The following is a 16543-nucleotide window of genomic DNA, read 5'->3' as shown; positions in this document are numbered from 1 at the left end:
GACACTGGCACGGGCACGGCAGGTGGGCCCCACCGCAACGGCCATCGTAAGCGAGGACGCCACCGCGCCGGGAGGTCCGCGCTCACCTGGGCCGACCGCCATGCCGACATGCCGCCCCCAAGGACAACGCGCGGGACCTGCCGAAGGTGCCGCTGAACCCGAAAAGTGTTCGCCCCCTCCCTTGGCCGCGCACCAGAATCCCGTCATGGAGCCCGTCACCCTCACCACCGAGCGCCTGTCCCTGGCCGCCTTCACGCCTGCCGACGCCGACGAGGTGCTCGCCGCCTGCCAGGACCCGGCGGTCCAGCGCTGGATCTCCGTCCCGGTCCCCTACGAGCGGCAGCACGCGGAGGACTTCGTCGGCCGCCACGTCCCGGAGGGCTGGGGCGGCGACACGGAGTACACCTTCGCCGCCCGCCCCCGCGACGGCGGCCCGCTGCTGGTCTCCGCCGGCCTCCACCACCCGCGCTCGGGCTGCTGGGAGATCGGCTTCTACACGGTCCGCGAGCACCGGGGCCACGGGTACGCGACCGAGGCGGTGCTGGCCCTGGCCCGCTGGGCCTTCACCGGCCTCGGCTGCTCCCGCCTGGAGTGGCGCGCCCAGGTCGGCAACCCGGCCTCCCGCGCGGTCGCCGAGAAGGCCGGTTTCACCATGGAGGGCACCCTGCGCGCGGGCATGGAGCACCGGGGGACGGTCCGCGACTGCTGGATCGGCGCCCTGCTCCCCTCCGACCTCGGGCTGGCATCCCGGCAGCCCTACCTGCCGGCCCGGCGCAACCCGGTCTGAGGTCCCCGCCGCCCCCGCCCGCTGTCAGTGCCCCCGTCTATCGTGCCCAGCATGACGACCGCGCGGACCATGACGCCCCTGCCGCCTCCCACCGCCGAGCTCTCCGCCGACGAGGCCCGTCGTATCGCGCTGCGCGCCCAGGGCTTCCTGGGCGCGCCGGACCGCCGCGCGGGGGTGCGCGGCGTCCTGCGCCGGCTGGGCGCCGTCCAGCTGGACACCATCTCGGTGCTGGCCCGCTCCCACGAACTGGTGCCGTACGCACGGCTGGGCGCCGTCGGCCGCACCACCGTCGACAGCGCGTACTGGACCGGCACGCACGCCTTCGAGTACTGGTCGCACGCGGCGTGCATCCTGCCGATCGAGGAGTGGCCGCACTTCGCCTTCCGCCGCCGCGCCTACCGCGAGCGCCCGCAGTGGCACCACGACCTGCCGGACGGCGCCTACGAGACGGTGATCAAGCAGCTGCGCGACGAGGGACCGCTGACGGCCACGGAGCTGGGCGGCGCCAAGAACGGCGGCGAGTGGTGGGACTGGTCCGCCTCCAAGGTCGCCGTCGAGCGGGCGCTGATGTACGGGGAGGTGGTGTGCACCGAGCGGCGCGGCTGGAAGCGGGTGTACGACCTCGCCGAGCGTGCCGTGCCCGGCGAGCTGCTGCACGACGAGCTGGACGACGCCGAGTGCCTGCGCCGGCTGGTGCGGCTGGCCGGTCAGGCGCTGGGCGTGGGCACCCGCGCGGACATCGCCGACTATTACCGGCTCAAGGGCGAGCAGTTCGACGCGGTTCTCGCCGACTCGGGGCTGGTGCCGGTGCGGGTGGCGGGCTGGGACAAGCCGGCCTGGGCGGACCCGGAGGCGCTGGCGAGCGTGCCGCGCGGCCGGCACCGTACGACCCTGCTGTCACCGTTCGACTCCCTGATCTGGGAGCGGGCGCGGACGGAGCGGATCTTCGGCTTCACCCACCGCCTGGAGGCGTACGTCCCCAAGCAGAAGCGGATACACGGCTACTTCGCGATGCCGCTGCTCGCCGGCGGGAAGCTGGTGGGCCGGGTCGATCCGGCGCGTGAGGGGACGACCCTGGTGGCCAAGCAGGTGTCACTGTCCTCCCCGAAGGCCGTCGCCCCCATGGCCGAGGCACTGCGGGAGGCCGCGGAGTGGGTGGGCTGCGACGCCGTGCGGGTCGAGCGGGTGGACCGGCCGGAGCTCGCCCCGGAGCTGATGTCCGCGCTGGCCCGCCTCACCTGATCTCGAGGATCTTCTCCCGCATCGCGTAGACCACCGCTTCCATCCTGGAGTGCAGCTGGAGCTTCTCCAGGATGTTGCGGACGTGGTTCTTCACGGTGTTCTCGGAGATGAACAGCTCCTTGGCGATGTCCCGGTTGTTCATGCCGGTGGCCACGAGCTTGAGGACCTCCAGCTCGCGGTCGGTCAGCCGGGGCGCCGGGACGAGCCTGCGCTCGTCGGTGCGCTGGATCATCGACTTGAACTCGGTGAGCAGCTTGGACGCCATGGACGGGCTGATCTGCGACTGTCCGTCGGCGACCGCCCGGATAGCCGTGGCGACCTCGTCGGTGGAGATCTCCTTGAGGAGGTAGCCGGTCGCGCCCGCCTTGATCGCGTCGTAGAGGTCGGCCTCCTCGTCGCTGATCGTCAGCATGATGATCTTGGCGCTGGGGGCCACCTCCTTGATGGAGGTGCAGGCCTCGATGCCGCCGCGCTTGGGCATCCGGACGTCCATCAGGATGATGTCGGGCAGCAGGTCGGCCGCTTTGTCGACGGCTTCCGCGCCGTCGCCCGCCTCGCCCACCACCTGGATGTCCTCCTCCTGGGCGAGGACGATCTCCAGGCCCCTGCGGAAGAGCGCGTGGTCGTCCACGACCAGGACCCGGATGGGTTCCTTGCGGGACGTGCCGTCGTCGGTGCCGGTACCGCTTCCGAAGCCCGCGCCGCCCACCGGGGCGTCGGAGCCGCCCGGGTGGTGCACCGGGCCGAAGCTGTCCGCCATCGTTCCTCCCCCTGCAGGCCTGCCTGACGTTCACGTGCGGTACGCCAACCCCGGCCCCGAGAGGTGCGATTGGCGTGCCTCGCCATGATTTCATGCCCGGACGGCGAGACGGTGATCCTGCGGTCGCACGGTGGTGCCCCTGGGGGCGCACACGGCGCTTCCAGGGGCACCACCGGGGTGCTTCAGCTTCGGTCAGCCACCGAGCGCGCCACCCGCGCCGCCTGCCTCGGAGCCGGCCAGCGGGTCGCTCTCCAGGTGGATGACGCCGTAGTCGTAGGCGTGCCGGCGGTAGACGACACTGGGCTGCTTGGTCTCGGAGTCCACGAACAAATAGAAGTCGTGCCCGACGAGTTCCATCTCGTAGAGAGCCTGGTCGAGCGACATGGGGGCGGCCGTGTGGGTCTTCTCGCGGACTACCAGAGGTCCTTCGCCCTTCACCTCCAGCGGGCCCATCCGTGTGGTGGGCACCGAGTCGCGCTCCTCCACCGCCACGGAGCCGTTTCCGTTCAGGTGGGCGACGCCCGGAACGGCGTCGGCGACCTCGGCGGCCGACAGCCGGCCGTTGCCGCGGCGGGTGTGCCGCTTGTCGTGCTGCTTGCGCAGCCGTGCTTCGAGCTTGCCCGTCGCCAGGTCAAGGGCTGCGTAGGGGTCGCCTGCCGCCGCCTCCGCCCGGATCACCGGTCCCCGGGAGTGGAGGGTGATCTCCACGCGGTCGGACCGGTCGGCCTGCCGCGGGTTGTGTTCCTTGGACACCTCGACGTCGAGGCTGATCACCTTGGCGTCGAGCTTCTGGATCTTCTCCAGCTTCAGCTTCTCGGCCACGTGCTTGCGGAACCGCTCGGGCACCTCGGTTTTGCGGCCTTTGACGACGATGTCCACGCAGAACTCCGTTCCCGGATCGCCTGCCGACCCACCGGCCGGCGAGCATCTCCCTTTTGCACCAGACCCCGGCATGTACCGGAGCCTCGGACTTGGCGACTCGACCTCCTCCTCCCCCGTCGGCAAGATCCCCACCCCACCACCTCGATGTCCTGACCGTTACCCGGAATCTGGCCGGAAGCACGGCAGTGCATTCGGTGAAGCGCGGCTTTCGCCATTCCTCACACCCGAACATAGCTCGCTCGGACGGATGTCGGCACCCGCTGCCCGCACGAACCTCCGATCAGGTGTTTTTGCGCTCTCAGTAACTGCAACGATGCAAGTTCCCCGTCAGTTCCGGTTTAATTCGAACGAGATCGACGGTGCCGCGACGACCGCCGCGCTCACCCGAACGGGTCCCCCCGATCGCGGCCCGGAACCCGCCCGCAGCGCCCTGGCCGCCTCGGCCAGCGAGGCGCCCGTGGTCATGAGGTCGTCGACCAGGACGACCCGGGCCGACCCGGGAGCCCGGCCGCGTCCGCCGCTACCGCCGCCCGCGCCGTCCGCGATCAGACGTCCCGCACCGGGCACCACCTCCAGGGCACCCGCCAGGTTCGCCAGCCGCTCCCGGGCGCCCAGCCCGGACTGGTCCGCGACCGCCCGGCGCTGCCGCAGCACCGGCAGCACCCGCGCGGTGCTGCCGCTCCGGCGCAGCTCCCCCGCAGCCGCGAGCGCGATCCGCCGCACCGCGTCATGGCCACGTGCCCGTACCGCGCGCCGTGAGGAGGGCACCGGTACCAGGAGCAGCTCTCCGCCTCCCGGGGCCCCGGAGAGGGCCACGGAGGCCCGTACGGCCCCGGCCAGCGCGATGCCGAGGGGCCGGGCCAGCCCCAGCGCTCCTCGCTCCTTGTGCCCCAGCAGCACCGCCCGTACCGCGTCCGCGTACGGCGCGGCGGCGCAGACCACCGGCAGCCCGGCCGGCTCCGGGTCGGGCCTCACCCGCCGCCCGCCCGGCCGGCACAGCGCCCGCCGGCACGCCTCGCACAGCGGGGTGCGCGCCCGCGCGCATCCGCCGCAGGCGACCGGCAGCACCAGCCCCGTGATCTCCCGCCACCACCAGCGCATGGCCCCACTCTCCCGCCGCCCGGGCCGGTCATCCACCCCTGTGGACAACCGGCCGGCCGAGCCGCCGGGCATGGACCGGCCGTCAGCCGGGGTAGACGGGGAAGGTGCCCTTCTCGACCATCGGCTGCCAGTTCGCACCGGCCTGGAGACGGACGATGCCCACGTCCGCCGAGGCCGCCACCAGGGGCGCCCGCTCGTCGTTCGACGCGGCGACCACCTTCACCTGGTTGAGACCGGGGACCGCCGCGGCCGACGTCGAACCGTCCGTCTGGATGTAGCGCACCTGCTGCACCCCGCCGGCCAGCTTGCCCAGCACCACCAGCCGGCTCTGCCCGGCCCACGACACCGACGTCACCGACTCCATCCGGGGCGCGACGGCCTGCGGGTCGACGATCCGCACCGTCTGCTTGGCGCCGGTGCCCTGCCGCTCGACCCGCCCGATGTGCAGGGTCGTCCGGCCGCCCTTCGACAGCAGCAGCGCCATGCGCACCCCGTCCTCGGACACCCGCAGCGCCTCGACCCTCACCCCGTCGGCGAGCCACGGGGCCGAGACCGGCAGCGGCTCCTCGGCGCCGTTCGGCAGGTACAGCAGCCGGGGGTCGGCCGGATCGCGGTCGGCGATCCACAGGCCGCCGCGGCCGTCCCAGGTCGGTGCGGACAGCCGGTCGTCCGGACCGGGACCGTCACTGCGCAACAGCGGCGCCGGCGGCTCGTGCGTGTCGGAGACGACGGAACCCACCCGCAGGTAGCGGTCGTCGTCCGTGACCGCGGCCGCCCTGCGCTCGTCCCGCGCGACGGCGACCCTGGTGAGCCGCACCGCCCCGTTCCCGAACGGTCCGGGCACGTTCGTCGGCCTGCCCATGTTCTCCACCCCCGCGTCGAGCTTGGCCAGCCGGCCGGACGCGTCGACGAAATAGGTGCTCGGCCTCAGACCGCCCGAAGGATCGGCCCGGTAGTTCTCCTTCTGACTCTCCCCCAGTACACACAGCGCGCCGCCGTCCGCCCGCTGCAACTCGACCTGCTCCACCCTGGCCGAGCCCAGATCCCCGAGCGTGAACAGCAATTGCGCCGCCATTGCCTTGCACGTCTCGAAGCCGATGTTGTCCGCTTTCTCATTCAGCGGCACCTTGAGCTTGTTCTGGTCGTCGGGCGTCAGTGACGTGACGCCCTCCTTCAGTGCCACGCCGGTGGGGAAACTCGAATCCACCACCGGGTCGAGCCAGTTCGTCGGACCTTCGAGGAGCGCCTTGACCGTCTGCGCCACCGGGTCCATCCGGGTCACCGGATCCTGGCGCTGCCGGATGTAGACCGGGTCGGCCACGACCCAGCGCCGGCCGGACGCGAAGTAATACGTGTTGACCGACCGGTAGTTGCGCTGGAAGTCCGACTCCCCGAGCAGCAGCCCCGGCGGGAGGCTGTCGATGCGCCACTCCTTGCCCTTGCCGTCCGGGCCGGGCACCTGCACCAGCTGGATCGTCCCGTTGTACGGGGTCGTCCGCGTCGGCTCGTAGGCGTGACGGCTGTCGACCGTCGCGACCTGGTCCCCCCGCAAGGGGTAGACGAGGCGGTCCTGCGCCTCCCGGATGCCGATCCGCTCCCGGCGGCTGACCGGCGCGGCCATCAGGACCGTGGTCCGCTCCTCGGGCTTCCACTCCCGGGCCGCCTTCTTGGTCAGGTACGTCCGGGCCGTGGCGAACCCCGGGTCGTCACCCGTCATCGCCTCCAGGAACCCGTTGACGACCTCGTCCGGCTCCGCGTTCTCCCGCGGTGACACCGGATACACCCGCACCTGGGAGTCCCCGGGGTTGGACGCCTTGACCTGCGAGACGTCCCCGCTGTCCGGCATCGCCCCGCACCCGGCCAGCAGCACACCGCATCCGAGCAGCCCGGCTGCGCGCACCGTACGTCCACGGCCGCGTCGACGCTCAGCGCCCACGAGTCGTACCCTCCCGATTTCCGTCCCGCGTCGTGGACGAGGCCCCCTCGCCCGCCCGCTCACCCGCGCCGCGCGCCACCACCCGCGAACCGCTGCCGGGCAGGGCCGTCGGATCGGCGGCCACCTGCGCCGCCTGCCGGGGCGGCAGTGCCGTACGCCCCGGACCGGCCGGCCCCGCCCGGCCCGGGCCCGCGGCCTGGCCGGGCACCGTGGGCAGCCGGCCCGCGGCCAGCGTCGCCTCCTCGGCGGCGGCCCGCTCGCGGTTGCGCCGCGAGTCCTCCGGCTCCAGGGGTATCGGCGAACCGCGCAGCGGCTCGTCCGCCGTGCGCGGCAGCGTCAGCCGGAACTGCGAACCGCCTCCCGGCTCGCCCCACGCCTGAAGCCAGCCACCGTGCAGCCGCGCGTCCTCCACGGCGATCGACAGCCCCAGCCCCGTACCGCCCGTGGTGCGGGCGCGCGCCGGGTCGGCCCGCCAGAAGCGGTTGAACACCCGCGTCGCCTCGCCGGGCTTGAGCCCGACGCCGTAGTCGCGCACCGCCACGGCCACCGCGCCGCCCGCAGCCGCCATCCGCACCACCACGTCCCGGCCCTCACCGTGCTCCACGGCGTTGACGACCAGGTTCCGCAACACCCGCTCGACCCTGCGCGCGTCGGCCTCGGCGACCACCGGCTGCTCGTCACCGACCACCAGGATCCGTCCGCCCTTGCGCTCGGCCAGCGGCTCGGCCCCGCCGATCACCCTGCGCACGACCTCCCGCAGGTCTATCGGCTCGGCCTCCAGCGCCGCCGCCCCCGCGTCGAACCGGCTGATCTCCAGGAGGTCGGCCAGCAGCGACTCGAAGCGGTCCAACTGGTCCCCGAGCAGTTCCGCGGACCGCGCCGTCACCGGGTCGAAGTCCTCGCGGGCCTCGTAGATGACGTCGGCCGCCATCCGTACGGTGGTCAGCGGGGTGCGCAGCTCGTGCGAGACGTCCGACACGAACCGGCGCTGCATCCGCGACAGCTCCTCCAACTGCTGGATCTTGTGCTGGAGGTTCTGCGCCATCTTGTTGAAGGCCTCGCCGAGCCGCGCGATGTCGTCCTCGCCGGTGACCTTCATCCGTTCCTGGAGCCGGCCCGCCGACAGCCGCTCGGCGATCCCGGCCGCCATCCGCACCGGCGTCACCACCTGCCGCACCACCAGCCAGGCGATCGCGCCCAGCAGCACCACGACGAACAGTCCGGCCGTCGCGAGGGTCGTCTTGACCAGCGCGAGCGAGTCCTCCTCCTGCGTCAGCGGGAAGAGGTAGTACAGCTCGTAGGAGTTGCCGTCGATGTCGTTGAGGCGCTTGCCGATGACCAGCCCTGCCTCGGACTGCTTGCCGTCCGAGTAGTTGATCCGGGTGTACGTCTGGAACGTCCCCGTGCCCTCCGCGACCGCGTCCCGAAGCTGCGCCGGGATGCTCCGCGACGGCTCCACACCGCCCGAGGCGCGCGCGCCACGGCTCTGCGCCGCGCCCTCCGTGTCGGAGCTGAGGGCCACCACGTTGAACGCGCCCTGACCGCCGCTCGCGAGCTGCACGACCAGGTCGGACCGCCAGTTCAGCGAGGCCCGCCCGGTACCGCCGTCCGGACCGCCCGGGCCCGGCTGCTCGTTCGCCTGGTCCTGGGCCGCCGAGAAGCCGCCCGACGCCTGGCTCTGGGCGGCCCGCTCCTTGGCGTCCAGCAGACCGTTGCGCATCTGGCCGATGACGACGAACCCGAGCAGCAGCACCACGCCGAGCGACATCAGCAGGGTGGCGACGACCACCCGCAGCTGGATGTTCCGCCGCCACAGCCGCAGCGCCGGCAGCAGCGGGCGCCTCACCCAGCGCACCAGCAGCCGGAGCACCGGCCCGCCCGGTGCCCCGTCCTGGAGCAGGCGGCCGGGCCGCCACGGCTGACGTCCCTGCCCGGCAGCCCGCCCCGCACGGACTCCCGGGTTCCCGGGCTTCGGAGCAGCACTGCCGCGGGACATATCAGCTGGGTCCGGCCTTGTAACCGACACCACGCACGGTGACGACGATCTCCGGCCGCTCCGGGTCCTTCTCGACCTTGGAGCGCAGCCGCTGCACATGGACGTTCACCAGCCGGGTGTCGGCGGCGTGGCGGTAGCCCCACACCTGCTCCAGCAGCACCTCGCGGGTGAACACCTGCCACGGCTTGCGGGCCAGCGCGACGAGCAGGTCGAACTCGAGCGGCGTCAGGGCGATCGACTGCCCGTCCCGCTTCACCGAGTGACCGGCCACGTCGATGACCAGGTCACCGATCGTGAGCTGCTCCGGCGCCGGCTCCTCCGACCTCCGCAGCCGCGCCCGGATGCGGGCGACCAGCTCCTTCGGCTTGAACGGCTTGACGATGTAGTCGTCGGCCCCGGACTCCAGACCGACCACCACGTCGACGGTGTCGCTCTTGGCCGTGAGCATCACGATCGGCACCCCGGACTCGGCCCGGATGAGCCGGCACACCTCGATGCCGTCCCTTCCGGGCAGCATGAGGTCCAGCAGCACCAGGTCCGGCTTGGCCTCCCGGAAAGCAGCAAGTGCCTTGTCGCCGTCCGCTACGAACGACGGCTCGAAACCTTCACCACGCAGCACAATCCCGAGCATCTCGGCCAGTGCGGTGTCGTCGTCGACGACAAGGACGCGTCCCTTCATATTCGACATCATCCCATTAGCTAATCGTTACCCGGCGTGACCTGGCACACAGCTCGGCAATTCCACCCCCGGTGACGGGGGAGACCACCCCCAGATCGGTGACGATCGCCGTCACCAGTTCCGGGGGCGTGACATCGAACGCGGGGTTGTACGCCTGCGTTCCCAGCGGGGCCACCGGCAGTCCGCCGCCGGCCGCCGCCCCCGCCCCGCCGACCGCCACCTGCGGCGGTGCGGTGAGCTCCGTCACTTCCTGCCCGGCGCGCTGCTCCACCTCGATGGACGCCCCGTCCGGGGTCGCCAAGTCGATCGTGGTGACGGGCGCCACCACGATGAACGGTACGTGGTGGTACCTGGCCAGCACCGCCAGCGGGTAGCTGCCGATCTTGTTGGCCACCGAGCCGTCGGCGGCGATCCGGTCGGCGCCGATCAGCACGGCGTCCACCTCTCCGGCCGAGAACAGCGAACCCGCCGCGTTGTCCGTCAGCAGCGTGTACGCCATCCCGGTCCGGGCCGCCTCGTACGCCGTGAGCCTCGCCCCCTGCAACAGCGGCCGCGTCTCGTCCACCCACAGCCGCCGCAGCCGGCCCGCCCGGTGCGCCTCCAGCGCCACGGCGAACGCCGTGCCCTCCCCGCCCGAGACGAGCGCCCCGGTGTTGCAGTGGGTCAGGATCCGGTGCCCGCCGCCCGGCAGGAGTTCGTCCAGCAGCGCCAGCCCGTGCGCCGCCATCAGCGCACTGGCCTCGGCGTCCTCCCGGTGCAGGTCCCTGGCCTCCGTGAGCGCCGCCTGGGCGGCCCGCTCCCGGGTCTCGCCCTTCTCCAGCGCCGCCCGGTACGCGCCGGCCGCCCGCCGCACCCCGTACGCCAGGTTCACCGCGGTGGGCCGCGCCCCCGCCAGCGACCCGGCGGCCTCGTCCACGTCGTAGCCCCGCACCGCGGCCAGCGCCACCCCGTACGCACCGGCGATGCCGAGCAGCGGCGCCCCGCGCACGGCGAGCGTCTGGATCGCCCGGACCAGCCCCGGCACGTCCGTGCAGACCAGCTCGACCTCCTCGGCGGGCAGCCGCGTCTGGTCGAGGAGCACCACCATGGGCCCTTCCGGCGGTTCCTCCCAGCGCAGGGAAGGCAGCGTGGGCGGGACGGAGCCGATGGGCGTCTGTGCGTACTGATCAGCCATCCGCCCAGTCTGCCCGCTGAGCCACGGACAATGAAGGTGCCGAGGAGATCCGGCCCCAGGCCCGGCCGGGAACGGCGCGTGGCACCATGGCTGCCAACCTGCCGCCCCACGGAGCGGCCCGGCACCGTGACCGAGCCGGCTCGACGAGCCGGCACCGCGACCAACGCACGAGGTGGACGACCGTGAACGACACTCCGGGCTGGGCCTCGCCCGGATCCTCCCCCTCCGACGGCCGGGGCTCCGACGCCGACCGGCCCGCCGAGCCCTCCGGCGCCCCCGGCACGCCCCCGAAGTGGTCCGCGAACCAGCCGCCCGCGGGCCAGTGGTCCCCGCCGACCGCGCCCGGCCCGTCCGGCCCGGTCCCGCCCCGCGCCCCCGCACCCGACTGGGGCGGCGGTCAGCACCAGGGCGCCTGGGGCCGGCCGGCCGCCGCCAAGCCCGGCGTCATCCCGCTGCGGCCACTCGGCGTCGGCGAGATCCTCGACGGTGCCGTCTCCACCCTGCGCGCCCACTGGCGGACCGTACTCGGCATCACGCTCACCGTCTCCGTGATCACGCAGATCGGCGACATCCTCGTCCAGCGCTACCTCGTCCCCGCGCCGCCGCAGCTCAGCGCGGACCCGACGCCGGAAGAGGCCCTGGCCCAGTCGGTGGAGTCCCTCAAGGCGAGCCTCGTCTCGCTGGGCCCCACGATGATCCTGACCCTCATCGGCACGTTCATCACCACCGCCGTGCTGACCATCGTCATCAGCCGTGCCGTGCTGGGCCGGCCGGTAACGCTCTCCGACGCCTGGCGAGAGGCCCGCCCGAGGCTCCCCCAGCTCCTCGGTCTCACCCTGCTGCTGCCGCTGCTGAGCGCCGCCGTGATGGCCGTGGGCCTGCTCCCGGGCCTGCTCCTGGGCGGCTCCGCCCCCGGCGTACTGCTCACGGTCCTGGGCGGCCTCGCCGCTCTCGTGGGCATCGTCTGGCTGCTGGTCCGCTTCAGCCTTTCCTACTCGGCGCTGATGCTGGAACGGCAGGGCGTGATCGCCTCCCTGCGGCGGTCCGCCAAGCTCGTCCAGGGCGCCTGGTGGCGGATCTTCGGCGTCCTGACGCTCACCATGCTGCTCATGTTCCTCATCTCCATGATCATCGCCATTCCGTTCACGGTCATCGCGTTCGCGGTGGACGGCGAGGGGCTCGGCGGCCTGCTCACCGGCTCCGCCCCGGAGTTCGGCTGGCCGTTCCTGATCATCACCGGGATCGGCGCGGTCATCGCCGCCTCCATCACCTACCCGATCTCCTCCGGCGTCTCGGTCCTGCTCTACATCGACCAGCGCATCCGCCGGGAGGCCCTCGACCTGGACCTGGCCCGCGCCGCCGGCGTGCCGGGCTACGGGCCGGCCGACGGCACCACCTCCGGGGGCTGATGCGGTGCCGGCCACGGGGGGCGTGACGACGGCGTGGCCGGCGGTCCACGCGGGCGACGACGTACCACTGGACATCCCGCGCGTCCCCGCCCGTGAGGCGGCCGAGCGGGAACTGTCCGATCCGCGGTACCACGAGAACGACCCGAACCTGCTCCAACGGGCGCTCGACGGCTTCTGGGACTGGCTCGGCCGGCTCTTCGACTCCGCCTCGGGGGCCACTCCGGGCGGCCCGTTCGGCCTCGTGGCGATCGCCGTGATCGTCCTGGCCCTCCTGGGCGCCCTGTGGTGGCGGCTCGGCACTCCCCGGCGCGAGCCCGTCACCACGGACCCTCTCTTCGACGACCGCACCCGCGGCGCCGCCGACCACCGCGCGGCAGCCGAGGAGCACGCCGCCGCCGGCCGCTGGAACCAGGCCGTCCAGGAACGGATGCGGGCCGTCGTCCGCTCCCTGGAGGAACGCACCCTCCTCGACCCGCGCCCCGGCCGCACCGCCGACGAAGCCGCGGCCGAAGCCGGCCGGTCCCTCCCCGCCCACGCGGACGGACTCCACGCCGCCGCCCGCGCGTTCGACGACGTCACGTACGGTGGCCGCACCGCCGACCGGAGCGCGTACCAGCGCCTCAAGCACCTGGACACCGCTGTGGAACGGGCCAAGCCCGAATCGAGTACCGCTCCCCGGGGAGCGGCCGGATGAGCACCCCTTCCACCACCTCTCCCACCTCGACGGACCTCTCCGCCCGCCAGACGTGGACCCGGGCCCGAGGGCTGCTGATCGCCCTGGCCGCCCTCGTCGCGGCCGGCATCGTCATGGCCCTGGTACGCGCCGACACCCAGCACGGCCACCTCGATCCCCGCTCCGCCGACCCCCAGGGCAGCCGGGCCGTCGCCGAACTGCTCAGGCACCGGGGCGTCACCACTCGCACCGTCACCACCCTCGAAGAAGCGACCGCCGCGACCGGCCCCGACACCACCCTCCTGGTCACCACCCCCGACCTGCTGACGGACCACCAGCAGCACCTCCTGCGCGCCCACATGGACTCCGCGGGCGGCCGCACCGTCCTCCTCTCCGCCGGAGCCCCCTCCGTCAGTACCCTGGCCCCTGGAGTGAACGCGGACTCCTCCGCCCCGGTCTCGGCCCGCGCCCCCCGGTGCTCGCTGCCCGCCGCCGAACGGGCCGGCACGGTCGACCTCGGCGGAGAGCTCTACTCGACCGCCCTCCCCGGCAGCGACACCTGCTACCCCAGCGGCACCTCCGCCGCGCTCGTCCGGGTCAATTCCCCCGCGCGGGGGGACACCGTCCTCCTCGGCTCTCCCGACCTCCTCTACAACGAGCGCCTGGACCAGCAGGGCAACGCCTCGCTCGCCCTGCAACTGCTCGGTTCCCGACCGCATCTCGTCTGGTACCTCCCCTCGCTCGACGACCCCTCCGCCTCCGGCGGTGGCGGCGACACCGGTGACGGGGAAGAAGGCACCGAGCGCGGATTCCTCGAACTGATCCCCTCCGGCTGGCTGTGGGGCACCCTCCAACTCGCCCTCGCCGCCGTGCTCGCCGCCATCTGGCGCGCCCGCCGCCTCGGCCCCCTCGTCACCGAACGGCTCCCCGTCACCATCCGCGCCTCCGAGACCACCGAGGGCCGCGCCCGCCTCTACCGCCGCACCAACGCCCGCGACCGCGCGGCCACCGTCCTGCGCGCCGCCACCCGTACCCGACTCGCCCCCCTCCTGGGTGTCCCGCCGACGGAAGCCCACTCCCCGGACGCCCTGCTCCCCGCCGTGTCGGCACGTTCCACCACCGGGGACAGGGACCTCCGGGACCTCCTCTTCGGCCCGATCCCCGCCGACGACGCCGCTCTCACCCTCCTCGCAGACCAACTCGACGCCCTCGAAAGAGAGGTACGCACCTCATGAGTGCCCCGACCCCCGAGACCGCTGAGAACTCGGACAGCGCCCGCTCCTCCCTGGAGGCACTGCGCACCGAGATCGGGAAGGCCGTGGTCGGGCAGGACCCCGTCGTCACCGGACTCGTCGTCGCCCTGCTCTGCCGAGGTCACGTCCTCCTGGAGGGCGTGCCCGGTGTCGCCAAGACGCTGCTCGTCCGCGCGCTCGCCGCCTCTCTCGAACTGGGCACCAAGCGAGTTCAGTTCACCCCCGACCTGATGCCGAGTGACGTCACCGGCTCCCTGGTCTATGACGCCCGTACCGCCGAGTTCTCCTTCCAGCCGGGCCCGGTTTTCACCAACCTCCTGCTCGCCGACGAGATCAACCGCACGCCCCCCAAGACCCAGTCGTCGCTCCTGGAGGCGATGGAAGAGCGTCAGGTCACGGTCGACGGAACCCCGCGCCCGCTGCCCGAGCCCTTCCTCGTCGCCGCCACCCAGAACCCCGTCGAGTACGAGGGCACCTACCCGCTCCCCGAAGCCCAACTGGACCGCTTCCTGCTGAAACTGACGGTCCCGCTTCCGTCGCGCCAGGACGAGATCAACGTCCTGACCCGGCACGCCGAAGGGTTCAACCCGCGCGACCTGCGGGCCGCCGGGGTGCGCCCGGTCGCCGGCCCGGCCGACCTGGAGGCCGCCCGCGCGGCCGTCGCGAAGACCCAGGTCACCGCCGAGATCGCCGGTTACGTCGTCGATATCTGCCGTGCCACCCGCGATTCCCCCTCACTCACTCTCGGCGTCTCACCCCGAGGCGCCACCGCGCTGCTCTCCACCGCCCGCGCCTGGGCCTGGCTCACCGGCCGCGACTACGTCATCCCCGACGATGTGAAAGCCCTCGCCCTGCCCACGCTGCGCCACCGCGTCCAACTGCGGCCCGAGGCCGAGATGGAAGGAGTCACCCCCGACTCCGTCATCACGGCGATCCTCACCCACGTCCCCGTCCCCCGATGAGGCGGTGAACCGTGGCCCTCACCGGACGCACCGCGCTCCTCGCCGCCATCGGCGCCCTCCCCGTCGGCATCCTCGCCCCCGGCTGGACGGGAATGCTGGCGGTGAACGCCCCGCTTTCACTCGCAATTCTGTGCGACTACGCGCTCGCCGCGCCAGTGCGAACACTCCGGTTCACCCGAAGTGGTGACACAAGCGTTCGACTGGGTGACGCCGCCGAAGTACACCTCACCGTCACCAACCCGTCCCGGCGGCGCCTCCGCGCCCAGCTCCGCGACGCCTGGCCGCCCAGCAGCTGGGTCCCCGGCTCTGAGCGCACCGCCTCCCGGCACACGGCCGCCATTCCGGCGGGCGAGCGACGGCGGTTCACCACGGTCCTCCGCCCCACCCGCCGCGGCGACCGGCACGCCGAACGCGTCACCGTCCGCTCGTACGGACCTCTCGGCCTCGCCGCCCGCCAGGGCAACCACGAGGTGCCCTGGACGGTCCGCGTCCTGCCGCCCTTCGCGAGCCGCAAGCACCTGCCGTCCAAGCTGGCCCGGCTCCGCGAGCTCGACGGCCGCACCAGCGTCCTCGTCCGAGGCCAGGGCACCGAGTTCGACAGCCTCCGCGAGTACGTCCCCGGCGACGACACCCGCTCCATCGACTGGCGCGCGACCGCCCGCCACACCACCGTCGCGGTCAGGACCTGGCGCCCCGAGCGGGACCGCCACATCCTCGTCGTCCTGGACACCGGCCGCACCTCGGCGGGCCGCGTCGGCGACGTGCCCCGCCTCGACGCGTCCATGGACGCCGCGCTCCTCCTCACCGCACTCGCCTCCCGAGCCGGCGACCGCGTGGACCTCCTGGCCTATGACCGCCGCATCCGGACCCTCGTCCAAGGCCGTTCCGCCAAGGACGTCCTCCCGGCCGTCGTCGACGCCCTCGCCCCGCTCGAACCGGAGCTGGTGGAGACCGACGCCCGGGGCCTCGGCTCGGCCGCCCTCAGCCACGCTCCCCGCCGCTCGCTCGTCGTCCTGCTGACGAGCCTGGAAGCCGCCCCCGTCGAAGAGGGCCTGCTCCCCGTCCTGTCCCAGCTCACTCAGCGCCACACGGTCCTGGTGGCGTCCGTGACCGACCCGCACACAGAAGCGATGAGCACAGCGCGGGGCAGCACCGAGGCGGTCTACGAGGCCGCCGCCGGCACGCAGACGCAAGCGCAACGCCGTCGTACCGCGGAACAGCTCCAACGCCACGGTGTCACCGTCGTGGACGCGACGCCCGACAATCTGGCGCCGGCCCTTGCCGATGCCTATCTGGCCCTCAAGGCAGCAGGCCGTCTCTGACCTCTCCCCTCGGCGTACCGGTCCCGTTGCAGAGACAGGGATCGGTACGCAGAAAACCCCCCGTGAACGCAGAAAAGCCCCGCACCAGAAGGTGCGGGGCTTTCCCACAATAATTGTTCGGCGGCGTCCTACTCTCCCACAGGGTCCCCCCTGCAGTACCATCGGCGCTGAAAGGCTTAGCTTCCGGGTTCGGAATGTAACCGGGCGTTTCCCTAACGCTATGACCACCGAAACACTATGAAGATGTCGAACTACAACCAGCCACCCCAAAAGGGGTGTGGGAGTTCGTTACTTCAGAACTAACACAGTGGACGCGAGCAACTGAGGACAAGCCCTCGGCCTATTAGTACCGGTCAACTCCACCCAT

Annotated in this window: 14 protein-coding genes and 1 rRNA gene; 7 read left to right on the top strand and 8 right to left on the bottom strand. The window is 72.7% G+C overall.

The genetic code is table 11. The features are described 5' to 3' along the window. Positions 1–205: 205 nt before the first annotated feature. Together ACZ7LK_RS00075 and ACZ7LK_RS00070 are read left to right on the top strand one after the other, a co-directional pair. Entirely contained in the window at positions 206–787 is a 582-nt protein-coding gene (locus ACZ7LK_RS00075) for a GNAT family N-acetyltransferase (RefSeq protein ID WP_469465055.1), read from the top strand. Between the two features lie 69 nt (positions 788–856). Beyond that, entirely contained in the window at positions 857–2029 is a 1173-nt protein-coding gene (locus ACZ7LK_RS00070; RefSeq protein WP_471138583.1) for a winged helix-turn-helix domain-containing protein, read from the top strand. Here ACZ7LK_RS00070 and ACZ7LK_RS00065 read toward each other — a convergent pair. From ACZ7LK_RS00065 to mtnA, 7 genes are all read right to left on the bottom strand, one after another. Continuing rightward, positions 2022–2789: a response regulator gene (locus ACZ7LK_RS00065; protein ID WP_392277790.1), complete on the bottom strand. Its 768-nt coding sequence runs from the start codon at positions 2787–2789 to the stop codon at positions 2022–2024. The two genes, ACZ7LK_RS00070 and ACZ7LK_RS00065, sit on opposite strands and share 8 nt — an antisense overlap. A 192-nt stretch (positions 2790–2981) precedes the next feature. Then, positions 2982–3668, bottom strand: coding sequence for a ribosome hibernation-promoting factor, HPF/YfiA family (hpf, locus tag ACZ7LK_RS00060; RefSeq protein ID WP_392277791.1), 687 nt, complete (start codon positions 3666–3668; stop codon positions 2982–2984). 330 nt (positions 3669–3998) lie between these two features. Continuing rightward, positions 3999–4772 carry a ComF family protein gene (locus ACZ7LK_RS00055; protein ID WP_469465054.1) on the bottom strand — a complete coding sequence of 258 codons (774 nt, stop codon included), beginning with the start codon at positions 4770–4772 and terminating at the stop codon, positions 3999–4001. A gap of 82 nt (positions 4773–4854) precedes the next feature. Beyond that, positions 4855–6708, bottom strand: a complete 1854-nt coding sequence (locus ACZ7LK_RS00050) for an LpqB family beta-propeller domain-containing protein (protein WP_392277793.1) — start codon at positions 6706–6708, stop codon at positions 4855–4857. Further along, entirely contained in the window at positions 6698–8704 is a 2007-nt protein-coding gene (gene mtrB, locus ACZ7LK_RS00045; RefSeq protein ID WP_392277794.1) for an MtrAB system histidine kinase MtrB, read from the bottom strand. The genes ACZ7LK_RS00050 and mtrB overlap by 11 nt, the downstream gene beginning before the upstream one ends. Before the next feature lies 1 nt (position 8705). Next, positions 8706–9395, bottom strand: a complete 690-nt coding sequence (mtrA, locus tag ACZ7LK_RS00040; protein ID WP_219852863.1) for a two-component system response regulator MtrA — start codon at positions 9393–9395, stop codon at positions 8706–8708. Positions 9396–9399: 4 nt separating this feature from the next. After that, positions 9400–10557, bottom strand: coding sequence for an S-methyl-5-thioribose-1-phosphate isomerase (gene mtnA / locus ACZ7LK_RS00035; RefSeq protein ID WP_471137664.1), 1158 nt, complete (start codon positions 10555–10557; stop codon positions 9400–9402). Between the two features lie 182 nt (positions 10558–10739). Between mtnA and ACZ7LK_RS00030 the strand changes: the two genes are divergently transcribed. From ACZ7LK_RS00030 to ACZ7LK_RS00010, 5 genes are read left to right on the top strand one after another with little or no spacing between them, the layout of a single operon-like run. Further along, entirely contained in the window at positions 10740–11966 is a 1227-nt protein-coding gene (locus tag ACZ7LK_RS00030; RefSeq protein ID WP_471137663.1) for a DUF7847 domain-containing protein, read from the top strand. Between the two features lie 4 nt (positions 11967–11970). Next, complete coding sequence (locus ACZ7LK_RS00025; RefSeq protein ID WP_471137662.1) at positions 11971–12660, top strand: DUF4129 domain-containing protein; 690 nt, start codon at positions 11971–11973, stop codon at positions 12658–12660. Then, on the top strand, positions 12657–13874 hold the full coding sequence (locus tag ACZ7LK_RS00020; protein ID WP_471137660.1) for a DUF4350 domain-containing protein: 1218 nt from the start codon (positions 12657–12659) through the stop codon (positions 13872–13874). Before ACZ7LK_RS00025 ends, ACZ7LK_RS00020 begins: the two co-directional genes overlap by 4 nt. Further along, positions 13871–14854: an AAA family ATPase gene (locus ACZ7LK_RS00015; RefSeq protein WP_392277799.1), complete on the top strand. Its 984-nt coding sequence runs from the start codon at positions 13871–13873 to the stop codon at positions 14852–14854. The genes ACZ7LK_RS00020 and ACZ7LK_RS00015 overlap by 4 nt, the downstream gene beginning before the upstream one ends. A gap of 11 nt (positions 14855–14865) precedes the next feature. Further along, complete coding sequence (locus tag ACZ7LK_RS00010) at positions 14866–16176, top strand: DUF58 domain-containing protein (RefSeq protein WP_471137658.1); 1311 nt, start codon at positions 14866–14868, stop codon at positions 16174–16176. Positions 16177–16291: 115 nt separating this feature from the next. On the opposite strand, the gene rrf is transcribed toward ACZ7LK_RS00010, so the two are convergent. Continuing rightward, a 5S ribosomal RNA gene (gene rrf / locus ACZ7LK_RS00005) occupies positions 16292–16408 on the bottom strand. Positions 16409–16543: the final 135 nt, after the last annotated feature.

The sequence above is a fragment of the Streptomyces sp. NPDC039423 genome (assembly GCF_055598725.1).
Note: the sequence above shows the minus strand (reverse complement) of the source record. Positions and strands in the feature narration are given on the sequence as shown.